The sequence below is a fragment of the Nonomuraea sp. NPDC049141 genome, assembly GCF_040648415.1.
Taxonomy (GTDB): domain Bacteria; phylum Actinomycetota; class Actinomycetes; order Streptosporangiales; family Streptosporangiaceae; genus Nonomuraea.
Map to the genome: position 1 here is coordinate 65,124 of NZ_JBEZDR010000032.1, position 20,143 is coordinate 85,266.

Below are 20,143 nucleotides of genomic sequence, written 5' to 3' on the forward strand. Positions count from 1 at the left end.
GCGGCGGTGAACACGCCCACGCCCACGCAAGACGTGACGCCGGCCACGGACTCGACAATCACACAGGCACCCACGGAGACGCCTGCGACCATGCCATCCCCGACGGTAGCTATGAGCGCGACACTTAGCCCCACCACGCCATCCCCGGACACTCCGGGCACGCCCACGCCGTCGCCGTCGCCCACACCGTCCCTGACTGATGACTCAGATTCGGGCGGAAATGATGCGCAAACCATGGCTGAACGGGTCGTGGATGCTATAGCTTTCTGGCGTAGTTACTAGACCGGGATACACACGGTCAGTCTCGGCGTGAGGGCCTCGCTGACGGCACGCGAGGTCCTTCCCAAACTCAGATGATCTTGTCAAGAGTTTGCGTCTGCACATTTTTTCGTGTCTGAAATGAGATGATCATTCCGCCCCCTTTCCCTCTACCCTCTGCTTACTGTTAACTCTCTTTCGCGATGACCGGGCGGTCAGTGTCGATGGCCGCAGGGGGCCACGCGAGGCGGCCAGGCTGGTGCAGTCAATGGCGCCTCGGTCAGCACGCTCTGTGATCATGCTCGACAAGTTTGACGGGGGTTAATGAGACATGCCAGGATGCGACGAGACCCGACGCTGCACTGAACCCTCAGGCATGGAGGCATCTTCGCCATGGCACGCAAGCTTGAGATCTCCGACCAGGAGGTTCAAAGACTCAGGCGTGAGGGGCTGGGCGCACCAGAGATAGCCAAAGCCCTCGGCAAGTCACGTGCAACAGTCTTCAGAGCGCTTCAGCGCCTTGACGAGGTGCGTGAGTACGTGAGGCATGACGACGTCTTTCCTTGGCCTGTCCACCAGATGCACGGTGGGACGCTTCCAACAAAGTACATCCGCACCCTGAGCCGAGCTGCCAAGACTGGCGGCGGGGATATGGACTACTTGATGGCTGCGTTCCGGTGGGCGAACGGGATGATTGAGCGAGGCGTGGACATCGGATACGACCCTGACTATCCGGGCACGGACGTGACTCCGGAGGGCGGGTACTACGAGATGCCCGAGCCTGTTGGCGGCGGCTTCATACGGCGACTCCGCGACGCAGCCCTAGAAGCCGGCCGCAGAAGAGAGAGATAGCAGCGCCGGAAACAGGGGGCAGTGAGGCCCTCTGACTCATCGGGAGTTCCCTTGTACAACACAGCCCCCGCTCCGTCATGGATGGAGATAGTTGCGTTCGGTAGTGCTGAGATTATCTACCGTGACGGGGGGGTCTGGATCACAAAGGCCACATACCAGGGCTGGTACGCCCTGCAACTCAAGTGGAGTCGGCATGTTGAGTACGAGACCGTAACAAGGGCGATCTTCCGGGTAGTGCCCAAGGAGGCACGCCTTCGCTCGGAGATCGAAGCGCCAACTCACAACGGATACGAGTGGGTGTACGACGAGCTTCACGCGCGCAACTACTTGCAGTGGGAGCCCCTAGCAGAGGAAGTGGTACTTGCACAGGTCAGCTAGCCAAATCGAGAAATTCCCCCGATGCCCCTTGGCCTACAAGCTGGAGCGCATCGACCGAGTAGACCCCTTACCGGCCGCGTGGAGTTTCCAGGGGACAGCCGTCCACGCAGCAGCCGAAGCCTACGAACGATCGATGCGCACCATGAGCATCAGGAAGGCACAGGACGTTTTCGAGGCCGTATGGCTCGACAAGATCGACGAAGCCAAAGAGCGGCAGCCCAACCTCAACATGTGGCTCCGCGGCGGCCGGAAGACAACTGAACGGGACATCGCCGAGCGGTTCGAGGCGGGCCTGACGCAGGTGGCCGACTATATCGACTTCACGACCACCGAGCCGTTCATCCTCTGGGTACTGCCGGACGGCAGCCCAGCAACAGAGGTCGGCTTTAGGACGACGATCGCCGGGGTGCTGATGGTGGGGTATATCGACCTCGTCCTGGAAGACCCCTGGACAGGCGAGATCCGTATCCGAGACCTCAAAACCGGTGCCAAGCCGTCGCACACTCCGGTGCAGCTCGCGATCTACGGTCGAGCCGTCCAGCGGGTGTTCGGCATCAAAGCCCGATACGGCGACTACTACATGGCGCGCGACGCGGCCCCCACCAAGCGCGTAGACCTGACCAGGTTCAGCGACGAGCTTCTGGGAACATGGATCCGCGGCGTTGATGTGATGGAGAGCGCAGCCTATGAGGCCGGCGCCTACCCGCCCAGCCCCAGCGAGGATCACTGCTGGTCATGTGCTGTAAAGCACCACTGCCCCGTGCCAGCCTTAAAGAACTAACGAACCAACCTCGCCGCTGCCGCAGCAGCGGGTTTTTTAATCGAGGTTGTGAGACAAGCCAGGACGTGTTAACTTGGAGAAGTGCCCCCGAGGAACGCCCCTTAAAGGCAATTAGTCGGGGAACGCGCTTGCTGGTTTTGAGACAAGCCAGATTTGATAACTCAATAGTGGAAACGAACTAACGACCTAAGGGCCTGCGTGTATTTGATAACGAGAGCACGGGCTAGGGCGCGAACGGCGGGGGCACCTTTGCCTACCGTCTTTCGGACCCTGGCGAGCGCAGGAGTGCACTTCAGGCGAGGGCAGCTCGCTCTAGTCGCCGCCGCTCCTGGCGGCGGCAAGAGCGCCCTCGCCAGCACAGTCCTGCTCAAGTCGGGGGTTGACGGGCTGTACTTCAGCGCGGACTCAGACGAGGCCGAGCAGTACAGCCGCTCCGTCAGCATCCTGACCGGAAGACCTCTGACAGAGGTCCAAGAAGCGATGGAGCGAGATGACACAGAGGAGTTCGATGACGAGCTGACGGCACTCAGTCGACTGCGCTTCGACTTCAACTCTTCAATATCGCTCCATGACATCGAGAACACTGTTACGGCCTACGCCCATCTTTATGGCCGATATCCGACTGCAATAGTCGTGGACAACTTGCGCGACGTTACCTCTGACGAGATTTCAGAGGGATATCTCGTGCAAGACAACATCCTCGCCTACCTCAAGGACCTGGCGCGGCACACGCGTGCGTGCGTGATCGTCCTTGCCCATGTCACGGGCGAGTACGAGAACGGCGACAGCCCGATCCCTCTGGGAGGGCTCAGGGGGAAGATCGGCAAGATTCCACAGCTCGTCCTCACGCTCTACCGGGAGGAGAACCTCCTCGGCAGTGAAGACATGGGTGTGGCGATCGTCAAGAACCGCGGCGGCCGAGCCAGCAGTGCCGGCCGCTACACAGTCGCCCTCGACTGTGACCTTTCAACGATGACGATCAAAGATCACGAAACAACTCCCGTCACCGAAGGAGGTGATGGTTACCGACGACTGTATGAGGAGCAGATGTAGGCTTCAAGCAAGAACAGCCTAAGGAGACAGATGGCAAGCAAGTTTGATGTGTATGGAATTGAGTTCACTATTCTGAGCTGGATTCCTGACGAGGTAGTCGACGCTTTCAACCTGATCTATACACAGGCGTACGCCAAGGGTTTGGAAGCCGGTAGAGCCGAGGCGACTAAGGCGCCGGCCAAGCCCAAGAAGGCGAAGGCCCCTATTGAGCGAGCAGAGTAAGCGGAACCGAGCCAACAAGCGCAAGGGTTACTCCTGGGAGTCGGAGACCTGTAAGTATTTCAAGGGTGCAGGCTTCGCCTGGAAGCGCAACGGCCAGAGGCACGGCGGGAAAGACCAGGGCGACATAGACACTGGCGACCTGCCGCTAGCAGTACAGAACAAGGACGTCGAACGGATCTCGATATGGAAGACCGCTAAGGACGCCCAGGAGCAGGCCGACAACAAGCAGGTTCGGGATTGGGTGATCCTGCTCAAACGTCGCCGCATGCCCACAGGCGACGGCTTAGCCGTTCTGCCAATCTGGCTGTATCGGGACATGGCTCGGACATATTACGGGAAGTACCTTGATGGACATCCCTCTTCGCTCCGTACTTGAGCACTACGGAGTTTTTCTTAAGCCAATTGTGAGACAAGCCAGATGGGTGGCGATGTTATGCCCTGTCCATGACGAGGACAATCCGTCAGCCAGAACCAATGGGTTCGGATGGAAATGCCACTCATGCGGGGCCAAGGGAGACGCCATCGACCTAGTGATGCAGAAGGAGGGCCTTGAGTTCACTGGTGCCGTCCGATTCCTTGAGGAGCTTCTTGGAGCAGACCTCCAAGAGATATGCGAAGAGCCTGAAAGGCTCGCCAGCACATCGCTACCTCGTGGAAGAGCGCGGGCTAACAGACGAAACGATAGAAAGGTTCAGCCTCGGGTACGTCGACGACCCTTTGCCGGGTCATGAGACCTACAGAGGGTGTATCAGCATCCCGTATCTCACCCCTGACGCCTCGGTTGTGTCGGTCCGTTTTCGCCGACTGGATAATGACGGGCCGAAGTATCTGACAACACCTGGCGATATGCCCAGGCTTTACAACACGTCGGCGCTCGTCATTCCTTTCGCCAAAATATGCGTCACCGAAGGTGAGATTGACGCGGCAACCGCAGAACAAGACGGATTACCCGCTGTCGGCGTGCCTGGCGCGAATAGTTGGCAGAAGGTTTGGAATCTGCTCTTCCGCCAATATGACGTCGTTTACGTCCTCGTGGATGACGACAAGGCTGGAGCGGAATTTGGGGCCACGATCGCACGTGGCCTAGAAACAGCTCGAATCATCACCATGGACGGCGGTGATGTGAACTCATACCGCCGTGAGCATGGATCTGGTTCTATTAAGGAGAAAATCAATGGATCTGCCCTATAACGTCAGCGAGGCTGACCTCGCCGAGTATAGCCAGGCTCTCGACGATGACGATTGGGGCGACGAGGAGGAGGTCGATTGCCTGGTCTGCGGCGGTCCTTGTCTTTGGCCGGAGGACTACGAGGACGACGATGACCAAGATTAATGGGGAGTGGGACCTAACGCCCGACGAGCTGGCGCTGATATTCGCTATCAAGGGATGGCAGTACGCGAATAGTGAATTCGGCTACGGCGCACCCAGCGCCGACTCAATCGCGTCTGTCCTCAATGCTCTCGTCAATATGTGCACCGACGATGGCGCTAAAGGCTCGTACGCCACCATTGGCCGCTTCCTGGTCGTCAAAGACAACGACCTGCCGAACTCGTACGACATCTATTTGCGGGTCGGATACGTGTGGGACGAAATGGCGTTGATGGCGGCGGCAAGTGACTGATACCACCTACAGAAAGGAGCCGCTTGCATCGGATCGTAGTAATCAGTGACACTCAGATTCCGTACGAGGACAAGAAGGCGCTTCGGAACGTCATCGACTACATCCACCGAGCGCAGCCAGACGAGGTAGTTCAGATCGGCGATTGGATGGACTTCCCCCAGCCGTCACGCTGGAGCAAGGACACCAGAGCCGAATTCGAGGGATCCGTCTTCAAAGATGCAGAGGTCGGTAAGAAGTGGCTTGCCGAGTTGCGCGACGACTACGCGGGTCCAGTCAAGATCATTGAAGGAAATCACGATTCGCGGCCAGCGGATTACTTGAGAAAGTGGGCGCCCGCGCTTGCCGAGTCTCAGGAGTTCGACCTAGACAGGCTGCTTGATTTCGACACCTACAAGGTTGAGCTGATCCGCGGCTTCTATGACTTCACGACCTCCTGGACGATGACGCATGGGCATCTCGGATTCAGCCTTTCGCAGATAGCCGGCCGCACTGCCCAGAATGCAGCCAACAAGATTGGCAAATCGGTCGTCATGGGCCACACGCACAGGCTCGCACGCTCCGCTGAGAGTTACGGCAAGGAAGGTGTTCTCTACACCCGCGTAGGTGTAGAGGTTGGCCATCTGATGGATGTGAAAAGGGCTGGCTACCTCAAGTCTGGAGGAGCCAATTGGGAGAAGGGATTCGCAGTTGTGGACATCGACGGTAGCAATGTAACCGCAGTACCCATTCCTGTGGCTAGGAATGGCTCTTTCATCGTGGACGGGAAGACGTACGGTGGAAAGTGAGTATGATCCGTCCGCCTATTGGAGCGAGGTTCTCAAGGCTGCTCGCGTAGTTGCCAAGGCTTACATGCGGTGGGAGCCGGAAGACATCGCTCAGGCCATCATGGTGGACATGTGCGAGAGCCCTAAGCGCTATAAGAGCATCGGTGGAAAGCTCTTCTTCGAGGCGCTGAAGCGGGCGGGATACCGGTACTGCCAAGACCAGGCAAGTCGCCTCTTGGCGACCGATGACGAGTACACCTATTCCGGCGAGGAGATCAAGACTCTCCTACATCGGTACTACGACCCTTCCACTTGGCCGAACGGCTGGACACAGCCGCTCTATGACGGCGGAGACGTAGGAGAGTACTCGCGCGAGTTGGAGCTCTGGTCTGAAAATACGCGGATTCACATAGACCATTTCGATCTTGAGTTGGCTATTAAAAAACTGCGACCCGCGCACCGCAAGGCCATTGAGAAGCGATATCGCGACAAGGAAGAACTGAGCCGGTACGAGGCAAAGAACTGTAGCCATGCCATCAGGCTCGTGACCTTCTACGTTAATGAAAACGCATATCGTACCTACCGCAATATCCCCTGGGACTACGAGGGACCGGGAGCGCGACAAGCGATGACCAACGCGGGCGCTATCCGACTGACCAGCTACGAGGGCGGGTTCGATGGCGTAAGGAGGTCGGGGTATGCGAGAGCCTAGCCCCTTGGCTGGGTGCCTCATTCTTATGATCTTCGGTATCCAGATCTATTTGCTCATCATGACAACAATTCTGATTGCTCGATAGGAAAGGCACAGCAGATGACTACTGAGATGACTGCATCGCAGGCCCGCGAGATCGCTGAGAAGGCGCTCGATGCCCAGTACGCGGCGCACAGGGAGAAGCTCACGGACTGGCTGACCAAGAGAATCGAGGAAGCGGCTGAGGATGGCCAGTCGATATTCCTCTCTGGCGACGCCGACCCCTGGAGCGGCAGCGACTACGTGGGGATTGGCTTCACAGTCCAGGCATTCCGCGCCGGCCAGAAACTCATTTGATGGAGCCTTTGCCCACTGGCCCCATGCTGCGTGTCCGAGTCTATGAGGACATGGCCGTCGTGGTTCTAGCGACGGCGGACGAGGCCGGTTCTCATCTGCTGCCGCCACGACTTGTTCAACGCCTCCTGGACGCATGGCAGTCGGTAGCGGAAGCAGAAGACGACATTGTGGGTTGGCTGGAGACCTCCCAGCAATACCCCCCGGAGGCCCTATGACCGAAAGCTTTGATGTGTCAGTAGACGTGACAGATCAGCTCCCCTACGGAACAGTTTTTAACGGGTCCGGGCAGGGCTTTGACACCTTCTACTACGTCGTCATGTCCGCGAGCGTGGCCGGAATCCTCGCTGAGCGATTCGACAGACAGAACGACAGGTTCGTTAAGTCGGACAAGACCTTTTTCATCACGTGGCAGTATGCCGCGGCCCTCGAAATCTACAACGGCTGAGAATAGGAAATTAATGAACGAGAACAGTGATTTCAATACGTTCCTCGACGCTCTCATCTCCGGAATGGTCGACGAGCCGCACGTGACGGCGGCGAAGGAGCTGAGGCGCTTCTACGACGCGCTGATCAACGTGGGCTTCGCCGAGTATGAGGCGTTCGAGCTGCTGCGCGAGATGCTGCGGGGCGGCGTCAAGTCTAATCCCAGCTAATGCGGCTCAATCCGCTTACAGTCCTGCTGTGCCTCCTTGCCGGCTACGGCACCTCGGAAATCATCAAGCACATCCTTTCTAGCCTTTATTAGGGAGAAGACATGAAGGTCACGGACAAGTACGAGAACCGCGTCATTACGCTGGAGATGACGGAGGACGAAGCCAAGCTTTTGAACGGGCTCCTGGTCTGGTTTCCGACGGACAGTGGGGAGAATCGCACTTATGCGGCACAGTCTTTCGCGATGAAGCTCTCTGACCTCCTCGACGACAACAACGTTCGGTTTGGTGACCGAACCTCGGTTATCCGCAATTCTTACTGATCTGGAGCACCTTTGGCAGTAGACCCCTTTGAGAATGACCCCTTCGCTGACGAGGCACAGGCCAAGCCTGCCCCCAAGGCGAAGACCACCAGGAAGAAGGAGAACAAGACCCTGAGCGCTGAGAACGAGGCAGCGAGCTACACCGGCACCTTCAAGGGCGGGAGTGGTTTCGATGCCCCCTGGCTGGTGGTGCGTGGCAGCTCCGCGGTCGAGTACAAGGAGCTGGTGGAAGCGGCCGACGAGGAAGGACTCTTCGAGCTGACCGCAGAGAAGGCCAAAGAGTTCGCGGCGAAGTATGGGCCTCCGGCCAAGCCTGCCGCAGCGAGCAGCTCCAGGCCCGCCGCACGCAAGGCGCCGAGTCGATCCAGCAGTGATGCGCCGACGTGCGATTGCGGCGAGCCTGCCGGCTACACGGAATTCCAGAGCAAGGCTGGCAAGACCGTCAAGGCGTACAAGTGTCAGGTCAAGATCGACGACTACCGCGCTACAGACGGCTGCGAGTTCTTCCAGTGGGCCAACTAACGAACTAACGAATAGCTGAGCAGGGAGGCCGACCACTGGCCGGCCTCCCTTTCTCATGCCCTGGGAGGCAGCTATACGGCAGATTGATTACAAGATCGGCCAAGCACCTGTCCGGATCAACGTTGTCGAGCAGCGCGAGGATTTAGATGCCTTCGTTGCGTGGGTGAAGCGCAACCCCCGGTTGGGGTTCGACCTGGAGACAACAGGTCTGAACACCTTCAGTGGCGACCGGATCAGGTTGGCCCAGTTCGGGACGACCCGAGAGGCATGGGTTCTGCCGATCGAGCAGGGAGACGTCTACGCCTGGTATGCCAGGCGAACCCTGGAAGTGGCGGACGAGCTGGTCTGTCACAACGCAACCTTCGACCTCCTCAACGCAGACGAGCACCTCGGCGTCCCGATAGAGACGACCTACAGGAAGACGACGGATACCCGCATCCTGAGTCACTTGGTGGACCCAAGAGCCGCCCACGAGGGCGGCACCGGTCACGGCCTGGAGGACCTCACTGCGGCCTACATAGATCGCACGGTGGCGGAGGCGGTCAAGGGCAGCGTCCGGGAGATGGCCAAAGATCTGAAGGTCACGAAGTCGGCCTTCTTCTCTTCAGTGGACATCGATCACCCAGGGTTCAACCTGTACGCGGGGATGGACCCAGTTCTGACGAGCATCCTCGCCCAGCAGCTCGACAGGCGCGTACCAGCAACGGCACGCAAGTTGATCCTTTATGAGCACGACCTCGCGCGTGTGTGTGCGTCGATGGAACGCACGGGGTTCTTGATCGATGTGCCCTACCTCGAACAGCTCAGCGCCGAACTGTTGGAGGAACAGGAATTCTACGAAGAGCGGGCCGCCAGGCTGGGCCTAGACAACGTCAACGCACCGCAGCAAGTAGCCGCGGCGCTCATGGCAAGCGGAGTGGAGATCACTGGCCGCACGCCAACCGGCAAGCCCCGAGTGGACAAGCGGCTCCTGGAGCAGCTCGCCGACGACGGGCACGAGCTGGCGGCGGCCGTCATGAAGGCCAAGCGGGCGAACAAGTGGCGCGTCTCTTACGTGGACAGCTTCTTGGAGCTGCGGGACGACCAAGACCGTATCCACTGCGGCATCCATAGTCTCCAGGCCCGTACGGCCCGCATGAGCATCACCAGGCCGGCACTCCAAACTCTCCCAAGCAACGAGCACATGATTCGTTCTGGGTTCCTTGCAGATGAGGGCGAGGTCGCCGGTTCCATCGACTACATCGCCATGGAGCTAAGGGTCCTGGCGGCTCTGTCCGGTGATCCGGTCATGCGCCAGGCGTTCGCCGAAGGTGCCGACCTTCATTGGATGACGGCCCGAGCTGCTTTCGGGCCTGACGCCACAGAGAAGCACCGCAAGACGGGCAAACTTGCGAATTTCCAAAGAGTTTATGGCGGAGGCGCGAAAGCCCTCTCCGAGGCCACAGGATTGCCCCTGGACGTTTGCGAGAATGTCGGTAAGGCATTCGACGGCACGTACAAGGGTGTTGCGAAATACTCCCGTCAGCTTCAACTACAGGCCCGTAGAGATGGCTATATCACCACCGTGACAGGCCGTCGCCTGCCCGTCGATAAGAGTCGTGCATATTCGGCTCTGAACTACATGATCCAATCGTCGTCGAGGGATGTCCTCGGACGGTCGCTCATATCCATGGACAAGGCAGGGCTCACGCCGTATCTGCGGCTGCCCGTCCATGACGAAGTGGTTGCCTCCTTGCCAAAGGGCCAGGCGCAGGAGATAGCCGCGGAGATGGCAGCGCATATGCGTATGGATCTACGCGGCGTAGATATCGCGACCGATTCGGAGATCGGCGGTCGCTCGTGGGGAAGCCTCTACAAGTAGGAGACAAGTGTTTTACACGTACCGACAGAACAACTCAGGCGGCGTTTTCGACTTTGACGAGAACGGCATCAGTGTCTATGTGATTGTCGAAGCGGAATCCGCCAGTGAGGCGGACCGCAAAGGCCAGGAGATCGGCCTATATTACGACGGGCGCGGCGATTGCTCCTGCTGTGGCAACCGCTGGTCATCCGTGGCCGACTCTTGGTATGGCGACTCAAAGGGCGATGAGGTGCCCTCCATCTATGGGACGCCTGTTGAGCAGACAGGGGACCGCTGGCCATGGATGGGGGATCGCCCGGAAGGCTTCATCCACTACAGCAACGGCAACATTGATTCCATCCGTGCTGTAGGTGGCAACTTCCAGGTAGAGACCTGGCGAGAGGTAGTAAAGGCGGAGCCGAAGAAGGTTTATGTGGCCACCTCCGGTTGCTACTCCGATTACAGCGTTGAGGCTGTTTTCCTCCACAAGGAGGACGCTGAGGCGTACAGCCTCGCTGACGACGTTCTGGAGATGATTCTTCAGGAAGGACCAGCAGACGTGCGGCCTAACTACTTGGCGACCTGGACCAAGCACAACGGCGACTCGGATTGGTCGTATGACCAGCTCTACGACGGCGATGACACCGTCAAGGCAACAAGCGGGAAGACCTACCTCGGCGATCCGTGGGTGAGGGTCACTGGCTGGGACAAGGAACGCGTACTCAAAGTGCTGGGTGAGCGCAAGGCCGAGCTGCTCGCCGAAATGGCTGGCGTCGCCTAAGCGCAAGCGCATCGTGTTGTTCAACTACTAACTTAAAGGGGCTGGACGAATGAATAGCGAAGTCAAGACCGAATGGCTTGCGGCGCTGCGCAGTGGCGAGTACAAGCAGGCAAAGGGAAAGCTCTACGACCTTAAGACGGATGGATACTGTTGCCTCGGTGTTCTCTGCGACCTTGCCGAAAAGCGTGGTCTGATCAAGCGTGTGGTTGACGAGAGCGACGGGACTGTTTGGTTCGGCCCGTCATTCACCGTCGTGGAGGACGAGACTGTTCGCGCGTGGGCGGGGCTGGCTGATAGCAATCCCAGTCTACCGGACCCGGATGACGATTTCTTCGGCTATTCGGCTGCCGGCCTGAACGACGAGGGGTATACGTTCGCGCAGATTGCCGACCTGATTGAGAAGCATCTCTAGATCTTGAACTCTTACTACCACGCCAAATCGGCGGCTCGTCGTTGGGGAGGTAGCACCGATGACTACCTCCCCATCCATGAATTTATAGACAGCTCGAAACAGGTCATCGGCGACGCGAGGCACCGCAGCCTCTACCACCATACGCTAGGCGTGTTTCTGTGCGAGCGAATCTTTGGCAAGACGATCAGCGTGCAGAAGAACATGAAGAGCGTGGAAGTCCCTACGAGGCTCATCGCCGAGCAGCACATTCTAGAGGATCTCGGCTGGCTTCCATCGCCGAGCGACTATATCGAGGGCATGCCTATCAAGGCTTGGATGTCCGGAAGCGTGTTGAAGGAAGTTCCCCTTTCTGTCCTACTGAAGGAGCGAAGCAGTGGCGAGTAGCACGATTCTTGGCTTGCCCATCGAGGGCGAACCGGTGTTCCCCCGTAGGGACAGCGGAATTGAGCAGTGGGGCGAAGACAAGTTCAGTGAGCTACTGAAGCCACTGATCGAGTCTTCTCGGGTCGAGGCCGTCCAGTGGACCCAGTACACGCCGTATTTCAATGACGGAGACGTGTGTGAGTTCTCCGTAGGGGAAGCCGAAATCAAGGTCAACGACCTTCCCGAGGAAGCCAACGAGGATGCTGGCTTCCACGCTGTCTACAGCGAGTGGATCGAGGGAGGCTATCGCATGCGATGGGTGCGAAACCCGACTTCCTGGGGAAGCATGTATGAGCCGTATGGCGACCCTCTTCCTGAGCATAAGGACTATGAGGCGTTCTGTGCTCTGTCTTCGGCCATGAACCGTGGCTACTTTGAGCAATTCCTGTACGACAAGTTTGGCGACCACGCTGAGGTGACGGTTTACAAGGACCGGATCACTGTGGAGTGCTACGACCATGACTAATCGCCTCCTGGTTAAGGCTGACGGGGTCGTACGGATCATCCAAGACCTTTCGGAGTCCTGGAGCGGGTCCCAGTGGCTCGGTGGCGGTGAATACCTTCAGATCAGACCGCCACATACTGACCAGCTCCGCGACGACGGCTATGTGTACGTGACTCTGACGAGGCGTCAGGCGAGACGCCTCGTGCGCCAAGTCGAGATCACCGATATTGCGAAGCGATACGATGCGAGGCTAATTGACTTTGACTACTGACATCACTTTCGCGGCTTGGCCCAAAACTCCCCGGCTTTTCGATGTCAAGGGCGTTACCATCACGGAGAAGCTCGACGGCACCAATGCAGCCGTCATCATCACCGAGGATGGTCAGATCGGCGCCCAGTCGCGTAAGCGGCTCCTGCCTATGGGTCCGCGGGGCATGGATGACGTGAGCTGGCAGAAGGAAGACAACGCCGGCTTCGCAGCGTGGGTTCGAGCCAACCGTGACGGCCTGGTCGCCGAGCTGGGCCCTGGCCGGCACTACGGCGAATGGTGGGGCTCAGGCATCCAGAGGGCGTATGGCCTGGCAGAGAAGAGGTTCAGCCTCTTCAACACGGCTAAGTGGTCGCACTTTGAGGCGGGCAGCTCCGTGCCGGGCCTGGGCGTCGTGCCGGTCCTTTACGACGGCCCCTTCACGCTGCTCTCCGTGGAGATCGCCCTGTTGGAACTGGCGCTCAACGGTAGTAAAGCCGCGCCTGGGTGGGCGCGGCCAGAGGGCATCTGCGTGTATCACAAGGCCGCGGCACGAGTCTTCAAGGTCCTGCTCGACAAGTAACTAACTAACGAATGGGGCCGGACAGGTTGTCCGGCCCCCACCTTCCGGAGAGCGCGCATGGATCTCTTGCTTGGACTACTCATCCCGCCTTACGCCCTGGCCCTCATCGTTGGGTTCGTCTGGGCGCTGACGAAGGTCTTCGAACAGTGACCATCGACGAGGCTGTCATCGTGCCGTGCCTGATCACCTTCATACTTGGGCTACTGGCGGGCTTCAAACTGGCCAAGTAGAAGGTCGGCATTGCCGAGCGCACGGCGCCACTGACGGCGGCTGCGCTCGTGATCCGCTCGTGCCGGCATGAGGAGGCCCCCATGGACCTTCGGGACCATGGGGGCCTTTCGTGTTACTAGGGCCAAGGGGGCACGCTCGGGGCGGACCGTGGGCACCTTCTGCCCGCCCGCTAGCACTCCGACTAGCCTCTCCGCCTACAGCGCCCAGGGTCCCCAAAGAAGAGGACAGGCGCGCTCACTGGGGTCATGCCGGGGTCGGACGTCTGTCCGGACGTGGACGCCGCCCCGCCTGCCGCTCGCACGGTGCTTCCGTGCACAGGCTCTCGCCCGCGCAAGAACCACCGCCTTCGTGGCAGTCACCGCCCTGCCGGGCCGACAAGTCGATCCCGAAGTGCTGGTAGAACAGCTCGTGCGTGTCGGCGTAGGCGGCCCGCCAGGCGGCTTCGTCCTCGGGACCACCCAGCCCGAAGTAGGGGTAGTGGTGCAGGAACCTCCCGATCAACTCGCAGTCCTCGGCGTACTTGGCCGTGTCGAGGACGTGGTTGTGCCATACCTCGTCGATGTCCTTGGACGGCACGATCTTGGCGTCGGGATACCAGACGCACAGCTTCAGGAAACATCTGTAGGCGGCGATGAGCTGGTCGGCCTCCGCCAGCGTCATCACCGTCTCGCCCGGATGCGGGTGCATGAGCTTGAAGGCGATCGGGTCCAGATCCAGAGCGTCAATCAGGGCGGCGAGCTGTTCCTGCTCAGGCGACAGGGTTGTAGTCATGCTCGTTCGATTCCTCTCGTGGTGTTCGGAACTTTCATGGACAGGACAAACCGCGTGAGGGGATGACCCAGCGGTGAACGGAGTGACCTCCTTTCGTGGCTAGGTGAAGGTGGCCGGGGCCGCACATGTGGGGGAAGGCGGGCCCCGGCCGTGCCCTGCCGGGCGCGAACGGCAGGGCGGGATCCGGCAGCGGGCCATGCAGGGTCAGGCTGAGGCCCAGGCGTGCCGGACGTCTGTGGGCTTATCAAGCCATAAGAAGAGTGGCGATGGTCATAACGACATCGACGATGCCCGCCAGCCAGTACAGCCAACTCGGGCATTGATATCGGTCGATAACGCACAGCGCTAGGAGTATTAAGAGCACGATCTGCGCGAGCATCCCAACCGCGAGAAACCATTTATACAGCCCAGGAGGCTCCGCCTCGTAGCTGATAACGGCTGGAAGCGTCGTCACTACCGCAGTGACAAGAACGGCACCAGTGACGAGCGTCGCGATTACTGCGTACGCCTCCTGCCGGAGGCTGGCGTGCGTCATGGTCTGTCCTTCTTGGGATAGGTGCCCGCCTCTGTAGCGGTGTGAGGGCCCCCGGTTGGATGCACTTTCCAACCGGGGGCGACCTCATCCGCGAACACCAGGGACGGAGGCCGCGGATGAGGGAAGGCCCCGGTTGGGAACGGCGGACGGGTCTCAACCAACCAGGGCGAGGCTTGATGCGGCCTTCGTCGTTACCGGATTCAACGACGAAGGCCGCCCCCAAGGCCCACTTCAGGAGACAATATGGCGGCCTGTCTCCCTTTCCCGCCGCTCGGCGGAGGGACCAGGGGGAGCGTGACCAGCCGTGGCGGTGGCACTCGGCTGGTCACGAGGATCAAGGAATAGAGCAGTTTGGCGCTCTAGCTTGGCGGCCAACTGGTCGAGATCACTAGCAACGAGCACTAGGAGCATTCCTCTTCGGTACTCCTTATCCGTCATAGTGGGCTGCTTCCGAGCTGCCCCCACGCCGATGGCTATATCTGGATAAATCGCCCACTGACCGAACTTCTCTGCGAGGTGTTGGGAGGTCATCTTGGCTCCTCGACGTGCAGGGAGTGGGGAATCTCTAGGTCGCACCACACAACGCGCCGTCCGAGCGGAGTGACGTACGTGCCGCACCGCATGGAGAGCCTGCTGACGATGTCGAGGCCGCGACCCGAATCGGCCTCCAAAGGCGGAGACTGGCCAGGGATGAATCTCGGCTCTGGCGCCGGGGTACCGGGGTCAATCACCTCCAGGCGAATGAAGCCGTTTCCGAAGCCCAGCCGCAGTTTGAGCCAGTCGCGCTGCTGGCCTTGCGGCACGTGCACACAGGCGTTCGTCACCAGCTCGGAGACGACTTGGAGTACGTCGTCTCGTACCGGGTCACTGGCGGCAAGCCATATCTTGATCGCTTGCCGCGCCTGCCAGGGCGTTTTGGCAGTTCGACGCAGTGTTGTGAACCTCGATACGACAATGTCCTCTATCTGAGCTGGCACAGAATCACCGACCGATTTGTCTCGATTGCGTTGCCCTCTTCAGCGCGCACGATCTTGATTTGCTGCTCGTTTAGCAATCTCGGAACGTACACGATGCATCCGTACTTGTGTGGTTGCGTCAAGCATGGCCCTGACTGCCATGGGTGTCTCTAGAAAAGCCCCTCCAAAATCCTCACAAGCTGTGTTTGACTCTGTGTGTACGGGTGTGCGGAGGCAAAGAAAGGGTGTGGTATGGCAGAGGATGGGAATAACCATGCCAAAGCCGCCAGGGAGGAATATGGGCGACGAATGCTCAAGTATCGGACTGCAAAGGGCCTCACTCACGCCCGGCTCGCCCCTCTGATCCCTTGTAGTGAAAGCCTGATAGGCGCGGTGGAGCGCGGCACCAGGTCACCGACGGAGGGTTTCACTCGGCAGCTTGAGCGGGTTCTAGGGCTGGATGGGGAGCTGTTGGATCTGCTTCCGGCCCTCAGGGCCCTGAGCCCAAAGTGGTTCCGTCGGTGGCACGAGTTTGAATCCTCAGCGCGGGTCATCCGCACCTACGAACTGGCGTTGATCCCCGGTCTGCTCCAGACCGCCGACTACGCCAGGGCCATCTTCCAGGGAGAACCAGGCGTGACGTCGGAGGGGGTAGACAAGGCCGTCAAGATGAGACTCCAACGACAGTCCATCATCGACAGGCCGAACCCTCCTGCGCTGTCGTTCATCCTTGATGAGGGCGTCATCCTCCGGCAGATCGGCGGACGCGAGGTGATGCGGGCCCAGCTCGGATATCTACTGGACATGATGGCCCGCCCGTGCGTTACCGTGCGAGTGGTCCCCCTGGCGACTGGAGCGACGGTGGGCCTGATTGCCCCGTTCGTGATCGCACAGGATGACAGCACCCACGCGGCGTTCCTGGAGAACGCCGAGAGCGGAGAGGTTACCCAGGAGGCCGACATGATCCGGAAGCTGAACGAGCGCTGGGAACTGCTGTCTGGCCTGGCACAACCCACATACGAGACGGAAAAAATCATCCGGGGAGTGATGGAAAGCTATGACGCCTGAACAAGAGTTGGCAACCGCCGCGTGGCGGAAGGCAACAGCCAGCGGAGGAACTGGGGGCAACTGCGTCGAAGTGGCGCCCCTCACCGGTGGTCGTGTTGCTGTGAGAGACAGCAAGGATCGCAGCCGGCATGCCCTGGTGTTCACCGAAGCGGAGTGGGCAGCCTTCAGGGACGGCATGAGCAAGGGAGAGTTCGACTTCTAGTCGGACGACAGGCAGGGGGTTGCCCATCGGGCAGCCCCCTGCCTCGTTCCCGCGATCCCTACACGGGGCGTATGGATCCACACATACACGCCGGGACTGCATGGAGACGTTCGCCTGCGGGGATGCCAATTTGCACAACCCCCTCTACGTGGAGGCTCAGATGACCTTGACGCAAGATCAGCCCGTACGGCCATGGGGCATGAGCCGGACGACAGAACGTCTCCCGGCAACCCCGCTTCCGTACACCACGGTCCAGCTCGATCCCGGCAGTCAGGTCACGCGTTTCTATGACCATCAGGGGGGGATCGTAGACATGGGCACCTTCGCAACAGTCACCATGTCAAAGCCGGGGGACGGCGCGGCGAACGCTCCCAACGTAGCCGACGACTCCAACACCGATCAGAAGTAGCATGGTGAGGTCCCCGCGGAGCACCGTCATAGTGATCACATCGGCGGAGGACGTCACCGCCAACCTGGTGATCGAGGCACTCAACGAGCGTCGGGTGCAGGTTGCGCGCGTAGACCCTGCCGATATCGGCGATGCGCTGTCGTTTGGTGCTTGCATGGGTGCAGGGGACGAACAGTGGTCAGGCCGACTCCGTACGCTGAGTCGTGAGGTTGTACTGGAGGGGGTCGGGGCGGTGTACTATCGCCGCCCCACCCCGTTTTCTGCCCGATTCGCTCACCTCTCTGCGATGGAGCGAGAGTTCGCGGTCACAGAGGCTTGGCATGGACTCGGCGGAGTCCTCTACAACCTGCACGGCGTCGCGTACATCAATCATCCCTCGGCGATCAACCGAGCCGACTTCAAGCCTGCCCAGCTCCAGATGGCTGCCCAGCTCGGGATGCCTGTGCCGCGTACTCTGATAACCAACGACGTGGCACAGGCGCGCAAATTCGCCGCTGAGCACGGCCCCATCGTCTACAAGTCGTTTCGAGGAGTTCCACACGCCTCAGACGGTCACGTTGCGGCGATATGGACGCAGACTGTGGCCGAGCACGAGCTTGATGACTCGATCTCGGCGACTGCGCACATGTTCCAGACGGAGGTATGCAAGGACTCGGACGCTAGGGTAACCGTGGTCGGTCGACGCATCTTCGCCTACCGGATCACGTCACCCGATGGCGCGCTGGACTGGCGCGAAGGTAATTGGGACGCGCTGATTCACGAGCCGGTCGACGTTCCCGAGCCGCTCACGGCAGCTTTACACGACTACCTGGACAGCTTCGGCCTGGTCTTCGGCTGCTTTGACTTCGCGGTCGAAGCAGAGACTGGGCAGTGGATCTTCATCGAATGCAACCCCAACGGGCAATGGGCTTGGTTGCCCGCAGCCGAGACGATGGCTCACGCCTTCGCTGACGAGATACTAGAAGGGTGGTGGCCGTGAACACTACGGCCGCGAAGCTCCGCCACGTACTGGCGGAGAACATCGGGTCTCCCGGTTGGCGCGAGGCGCTGGAGACGGTGCCGCGCGAACTCTTTCTGGGCGATGCCGTTTACCGCCTCGATCCTGAGCGTGGGTGGGTTCCGGCGCATCGCTCCGAGATGAGCCCTGAAGAGTGGCTCACTCTCGCCTACACCGACGAGACATGGGTTACCCAGATCGACGGAGTGATGGCGGAGGACGCGACCGAGCCAGTCCAGATCTCGCGGCCCACGTCATCGTCTACCCTACCTAGCCTGGTCGTGATGATGTTGGAGGCCGCCGGCATCAGCGAGGGCGACAGAGTCCTGGAGATAGGCACTGGCACGGGCTACTCCACGACCCTGATGTGTTACCGCCTGGGCGCGGACGGCGTCACCTCGATCGAGTACGATCCCGTGGTTGCGACTCGCGCGAAGCAAGCCATCACCAGGGCTGGCTATTCGCCCACGCTCATCGAAGGGGATGGGCTGATCGGTTACGAAGCGAATGCTCCTTACGATCGGCTCATCGCCACCTGCGCAGTGCGCACGATCCCGCCCACGTGGGTACGGCAAGTTCGCGCGGATGGCACGATCACGGCGCCCATGCTGGGTTGGACGGGAGGCGCGGCGTTCGCCCATCTCCGGGTCGCCGACGACGGAACAGCGAGTGGCCGATTCGTCAAGGATGACGTCTACTTCATGCCAGCGCGAGCACATGCGGCGCCGCCGCGGCCGACCTTGCACATGGGCCTCGGCGAAGTCAGCGACAGCAAACTCGATCCCGAAGTCCTGAAGGACGACACGGCCCTCTTCGTGGCCCAGCTCGCCGTACCACAGGCCCACCACGGGTGGGCAGAGGACACATTTGTTCTGCATGACCCGACTTCGGGCTCTCAGGCCGATGTGAGGCCGTTGCTTAGCGGCGGTTGGGTCGTTCATCAGCAGGGGCCTGCCCGCCTGTGGGACGAGGTAGAGAAGATCATCACAACGTGGCAGGAGAGTGGCCGGCCTCATCAATCTGGATTCGGCCTCACCGTGACCGAAGAAGAACAGCGGGTTTGGCTCGGCGACCCTAAGGGGCCGAGCTGGAGATTGCCGGCGTAGCAAGAAGTCAAAACTTATACCCCTGGTAGTGGCTAGAAAGCGGCCTGCTACCAGGGGTTTCATTACGTAGCGGCCTAATACTCTCTGTATTCCAAACCCGTACTTAATCGGAGGACCCTACCCCCTGGTGGGGTCCTCTAATAGATAGGTGTGCATTACCCCTATGGGCATAAAACGGGCAATCAGGATTACATGTGGAGAATCTGGCTTAGGTAAGGCTTACCTTTGCTCTACAGATGGTAGTGCTGGCACGAGCTGGACATAGGCAAGGCTTGCCTAACTAACGAACTAACGAACCGCTGGCAGGAAGCGGGCGCGCGAGGTTAGGGAAGAACCGCGCGCACATGTGCGCATGAGCGCGAGAGCCGCTAAGCGGACATTAAGCGTATTTGGTTGAAAATGGGGGATGCTCTACAAGGCGTAGAGCAAGGACTTTACGAGAAACCCGGCTCTACGTGCTGTAGAGCAAGCCCCTACCAGGGAAAACACCCTTCCGGGAAGCACTCAAAAGGCTCTGAGAGAGCGCTCTCTAGGGGAGCTGAGAGACGACACTACGGAAAGTAGTTGACTTTCTTTTTAAGTAACAAAGCGCAGCTTAAGCATTATGAGACAAGCCAGGAATTCGCCAGATGGCTTGAGTTAGAGTTGTGAGACAAGCCAGAAA

General features: G+C 59.8%; 30 protein-coding genes and 1 pseudogene. 28 read left to right on the forward strand and 3 right to left on the reverse strand.

The window, feature by feature from the left end:
* Positions 1–651: 651 nt before the first annotated feature.
* The 23 genes and pseudogenes from AB0B91_RS57430 to AB0B91_RS57540 all read left to right on the forward strand — a co-directional run bounded on the left by AB0B91_RS57430 (position 652) and on the right by AB0B91_RS57540 (position 13,204).
* Entirely contained in the window at positions 652–1,110 is a 459-nt protein-coding gene (locus tag AB0B91_RS57430) for a helix-turn-helix domain-containing protein (RefSeq protein WP_358340386.1), read from the forward strand.
* A gap of 51 nt (positions 1,111–1,161) precedes the next feature.
* Positions 1,162–1,488 (forward strand): hypothetical protein, encoded by a 327-nt coding sequence (locus AB0B91_RS57435; RefSeq protein ID WP_358340387.1) that lies wholly within the window; start codon positions 1,162–1,164, stop codon positions 1,486–1,488.
* 28 nt (positions 1,489–1,516) lie between these two features.
* Positions 1,517–2,269 (forward strand): PD-(D/E)XK nuclease family protein, encoded by a 753-nt coding sequence (locus AB0B91_RS57440; RefSeq protein WP_358340389.1) that lies wholly within the window; start codon positions 1,517–1,519, stop codon positions 2,267–2,269.
* Positions 2,270–2,467: 198 nt separating this feature from the next.
* Entirely contained in the window at positions 2,468–3,322 is an 855-nt protein-coding gene (locus AB0B91_RS57445; protein ID WP_358340391.1) for a DnaB-like helicase C-terminal domain-containing protein, read from the forward strand.
* Positions 3,323–3,352: 30 nt separating this feature from the next.
* Positions 3,353–3,544: a hypothetical protein gene (locus tag AB0B91_RS57450; protein ID WP_358340393.1), complete on the forward strand. Its 192-nt coding sequence runs from the start codon at positions 3,353–3,355 to the stop codon at positions 3,542–3,544.
* Positions 3,528–3,920, forward strand: coding sequence for a hypothetical protein (locus AB0B91_RS57455; RefSeq protein ID WP_358340395.1), 393 nt, complete (start codon positions 3,528–3,530; stop codon positions 3,918–3,920). Before AB0B91_RS57450 ends, AB0B91_RS57455 begins: the two co-directional genes overlap by 17 nt.
* A pseudogene (locus AB0B91_RS57460) lies at positions 3,892–4,089 on the forward strand (CHC2 zinc finger domain-containing protein); the annotation flags it as partial. The gene AB0B91_RS57455 and the pseudogene AB0B91_RS57460, both read left to right, overlap by 29 nt.
* A 43-nt stretch (positions 4,090–4,132) precedes the next feature.
* On the forward strand, positions 4,133–4,735 hold the full coding sequence (locus AB0B91_RS57465) for a toprim domain-containing protein (protein WP_358340397.1): 603 nt from the start codon (positions 4,133–4,135) through the stop codon (positions 4,733–4,735).
* A complete protein-coding gene (locus tag AB0B91_RS57470; protein ID WP_358340399.1) occupies positions 4,719–4,877 on the forward strand; it encodes a hypothetical protein in 159 nt (52 codons plus the stop codon). Before AB0B91_RS57465 ends, AB0B91_RS57470 begins: the two co-directional genes overlap by 17 nt.
* A complete protein-coding gene (locus AB0B91_RS57475) occupies positions 4,864–5,166 on the forward strand; it encodes a hypothetical protein (protein ID WP_358340401.1) in 303 nt (100 codons plus the stop codon). Before AB0B91_RS57470 ends, AB0B91_RS57475 begins: the two co-directional genes overlap by 14 nt.
* A gap of 23 nt (positions 5,167–5,189) precedes the next feature.
* The gene (locus AB0B91_RS57480; RefSeq protein WP_358340403.1) at positions 5,190–5,951 is read left to right on the forward strand and encodes a metallophosphoesterase; all 762 of its coding nucleotides are present in this window, start codon (positions 5,190–5,192) and stop codon (positions 5,949–5,951) included.
* Positions 5,941–6,642, forward strand: coding sequence for a hypothetical protein (locus AB0B91_RS57485; RefSeq protein WP_358340405.1), 702 nt, complete (start codon positions 5,941–5,943; stop codon positions 6,640–6,642). The genes AB0B91_RS57480 and AB0B91_RS57485 overlap by 11 nt, the downstream gene beginning before the upstream one ends.
* Before the next feature lie 99 nt (positions 6,643–6,741).
* Positions 6,742–6,978, forward strand: coding sequence for a hypothetical protein (locus AB0B91_RS57490; protein WP_358340407.1), 237 nt, complete (start codon positions 6,742–6,744; stop codon positions 6,976–6,978).
* Positions 6,979–7,189: 211 nt separating this feature from the next.
* Positions 7,190–7,423 carry a hypothetical protein gene (locus tag AB0B91_RS57495; protein ID WP_358340409.1) on the forward strand — a complete coding sequence of 78 codons (234 nt, stop codon included), beginning with the start codon at positions 7,190–7,192 and terminating at the stop codon, positions 7,421–7,423.
* Positions 7,424–7,436: 13 nt separating this feature from the next.
* Positions 7,437–7,631, forward strand: coding sequence for a hypothetical protein (locus AB0B91_RS57500; RefSeq protein WP_358340411.1), 195 nt, complete (start codon positions 7,437–7,439; stop codon positions 7,629–7,631).
* Positions 7,632–7,732: 101 nt separating this feature from the next.
* Complete coding sequence (locus tag AB0B91_RS57505; RefSeq protein WP_358340413.1) at positions 7,733–7,951, forward strand: hypothetical protein; 219 nt, start codon at positions 7,733–7,735, stop codon at positions 7,949–7,951.
* A gap of 12 nt (positions 7,952–7,963) precedes the next feature.
* On the forward strand, positions 7,964–8,473 hold the full coding sequence (locus AB0B91_RS57510; protein ID WP_358340415.1) for a hypothetical protein: 510 nt from the start codon (positions 7,964–7,966) through the stop codon (positions 8,471–8,473).
* A 55-nt stretch (positions 8,474–8,528) separates the two neighbouring features.
* Positions 8,529–10,334 carry a DNA polymerase gene (locus AB0B91_RS57515; RefSeq protein WP_358340416.1) on the forward strand — a complete coding sequence of 602 codons (1,806 nt, stop codon included), beginning with the start codon at positions 8,529–8,531 and terminating at the stop codon, positions 10,332–10,334.
* 7 nt (positions 10,335–10,341) lie between these two features.
* Positions 10,342–11,094: a hypothetical protein gene (locus AB0B91_RS57520; protein ID WP_358340418.1), complete on the forward strand. Its 753-nt coding sequence runs from the start codon at positions 10,342–10,344 to the stop codon at positions 11,092–11,094.
* 49 nt (positions 11,095–11,143) lie between these two features.
* Complete coding sequence (locus AB0B91_RS57525; RefSeq protein WP_358340420.1) at positions 11,144–11,506, forward strand: hypothetical protein; 363 nt, start codon at positions 11,144–11,146, stop codon at positions 11,504–11,506.
* A gap of 3 nt (positions 11,507–11,509) precedes the next feature.
* Positions 11,510–11,890, forward strand: a complete 381-nt coding sequence (locus AB0B91_RS57530; protein WP_358340421.1) for a hypothetical protein — start codon at positions 11,510–11,512, stop codon at positions 11,888–11,890.
* On the forward strand, positions 11,880–12,395 hold the full coding sequence (locus AB0B91_RS57535; protein ID WP_358340422.1) for a hypothetical protein: 516 nt from the start codon (positions 11,880–11,882) through the stop codon (positions 12,393–12,395). Before AB0B91_RS57530 ends, AB0B91_RS57535 begins: the two co-directional genes overlap by 11 nt.
* 239 nt (positions 12,396–12,634) lie before the next feature.
* A complete protein-coding gene (locus tag AB0B91_RS57540) occupies positions 12,635–13,204 on the forward strand; it encodes an RNA ligase family protein (RefSeq protein ID WP_358340424.1) in 570 nt (189 codons plus the stop codon).
* Positions 13,205–13,678: 474 nt separating this feature from the next.
* Here AB0B91_RS57540 and AB0B91_RS57545 read toward each other — a convergent pair whose 3' ends face one another.
* From AB0B91_RS57545 to AB0B91_RS57555, 3 genes are all read right to left on the reverse strand, one after another.
* Positions 13,679–14,206: a hypothetical protein gene (locus tag AB0B91_RS57545; protein ID WP_358340426.1), complete on the reverse strand. Its 528-nt coding sequence runs from the start codon at positions 14,204–14,206 to the stop codon at positions 13,679–13,681.
* A 244-nt stretch (positions 14,207–14,450) separates the two neighbouring features.
* Positions 14,451–14,741 (reverse strand): hypothetical protein, encoded by a 291-nt coding sequence (locus AB0B91_RS57550; protein WP_358340428.1) that lies wholly within the window; start codon positions 14,739–14,741, stop codon positions 14,451–14,453.
* A gap of 527 nt (positions 14,742–15,268) precedes the next feature.
* Positions 15,269–15,718 (reverse strand): ATP-binding protein, encoded by a 450-nt coding sequence (locus AB0B91_RS57555; protein WP_358340430.1) that lies wholly within the window; start codon positions 15,716–15,718, stop codon positions 15,269–15,271.
* Between the two features lie 288 nt (positions 15,719–16,006).
* Between AB0B91_RS57555 and AB0B91_RS57560 the strand changes: the two genes are divergently transcribed.
* The 5 genes from AB0B91_RS57560 (at position 16,007) to tgmC (ending at position 19,479) form a co-directional block, all read left to right on the forward strand.
* On the forward strand, positions 16,007–16,765 hold the full coding sequence (locus AB0B91_RS57560; protein ID WP_358340605.1) for a helix-turn-helix transcriptional regulator: 759 nt from the start codon (positions 16,007–16,009) through the stop codon (positions 16,763–16,765).
* Positions 16,755–16,967 (forward strand): DUF397 domain-containing protein, encoded by a 213-nt coding sequence (locus tag AB0B91_RS57565; protein WP_358340432.1) that lies wholly within the window; start codon positions 16,755–16,757, stop codon positions 16,965–16,967. The genes AB0B91_RS57560 and AB0B91_RS57565 overlap by 11 nt, the downstream gene beginning before the upstream one ends.
* 160 nt (positions 16,968–17,127) lie before the next feature.
* Entirely contained in the window at positions 17,128–17,376 is a 249-nt protein-coding gene (gene tgmA / locus AB0B91_RS57570; RefSeq protein WP_358340607.1) for a putative ATP-grasp-modified RiPP, read from the forward strand.
* A 31-nt stretch (positions 17,377–17,407) separates the two neighbouring features.
* Entirely contained in the window at positions 17,408–18,355 is a 948-nt protein-coding gene (tgmB, locus tag AB0B91_RS57575) for an ATP-grasp ribosomal peptide maturase (RefSeq protein ID WP_358340434.1), read from the forward strand.
* The gene (gene tgmC / locus AB0B91_RS57580) at positions 18,352–19,479 is read left to right on the forward strand and encodes an ATP-grasp peptide maturase system methyltransferase (protein WP_358340436.1); all 1,128 of its coding nucleotides are present in this window, start codon (positions 18,352–18,354) and stop codon (positions 19,477–19,479) included. The genes tgmB and tgmC overlap by 4 nt, the downstream gene beginning before the upstream one ends.
* The last annotated feature ends 664 nt before the right edge of the window (positions 19,480–20,143 follow it).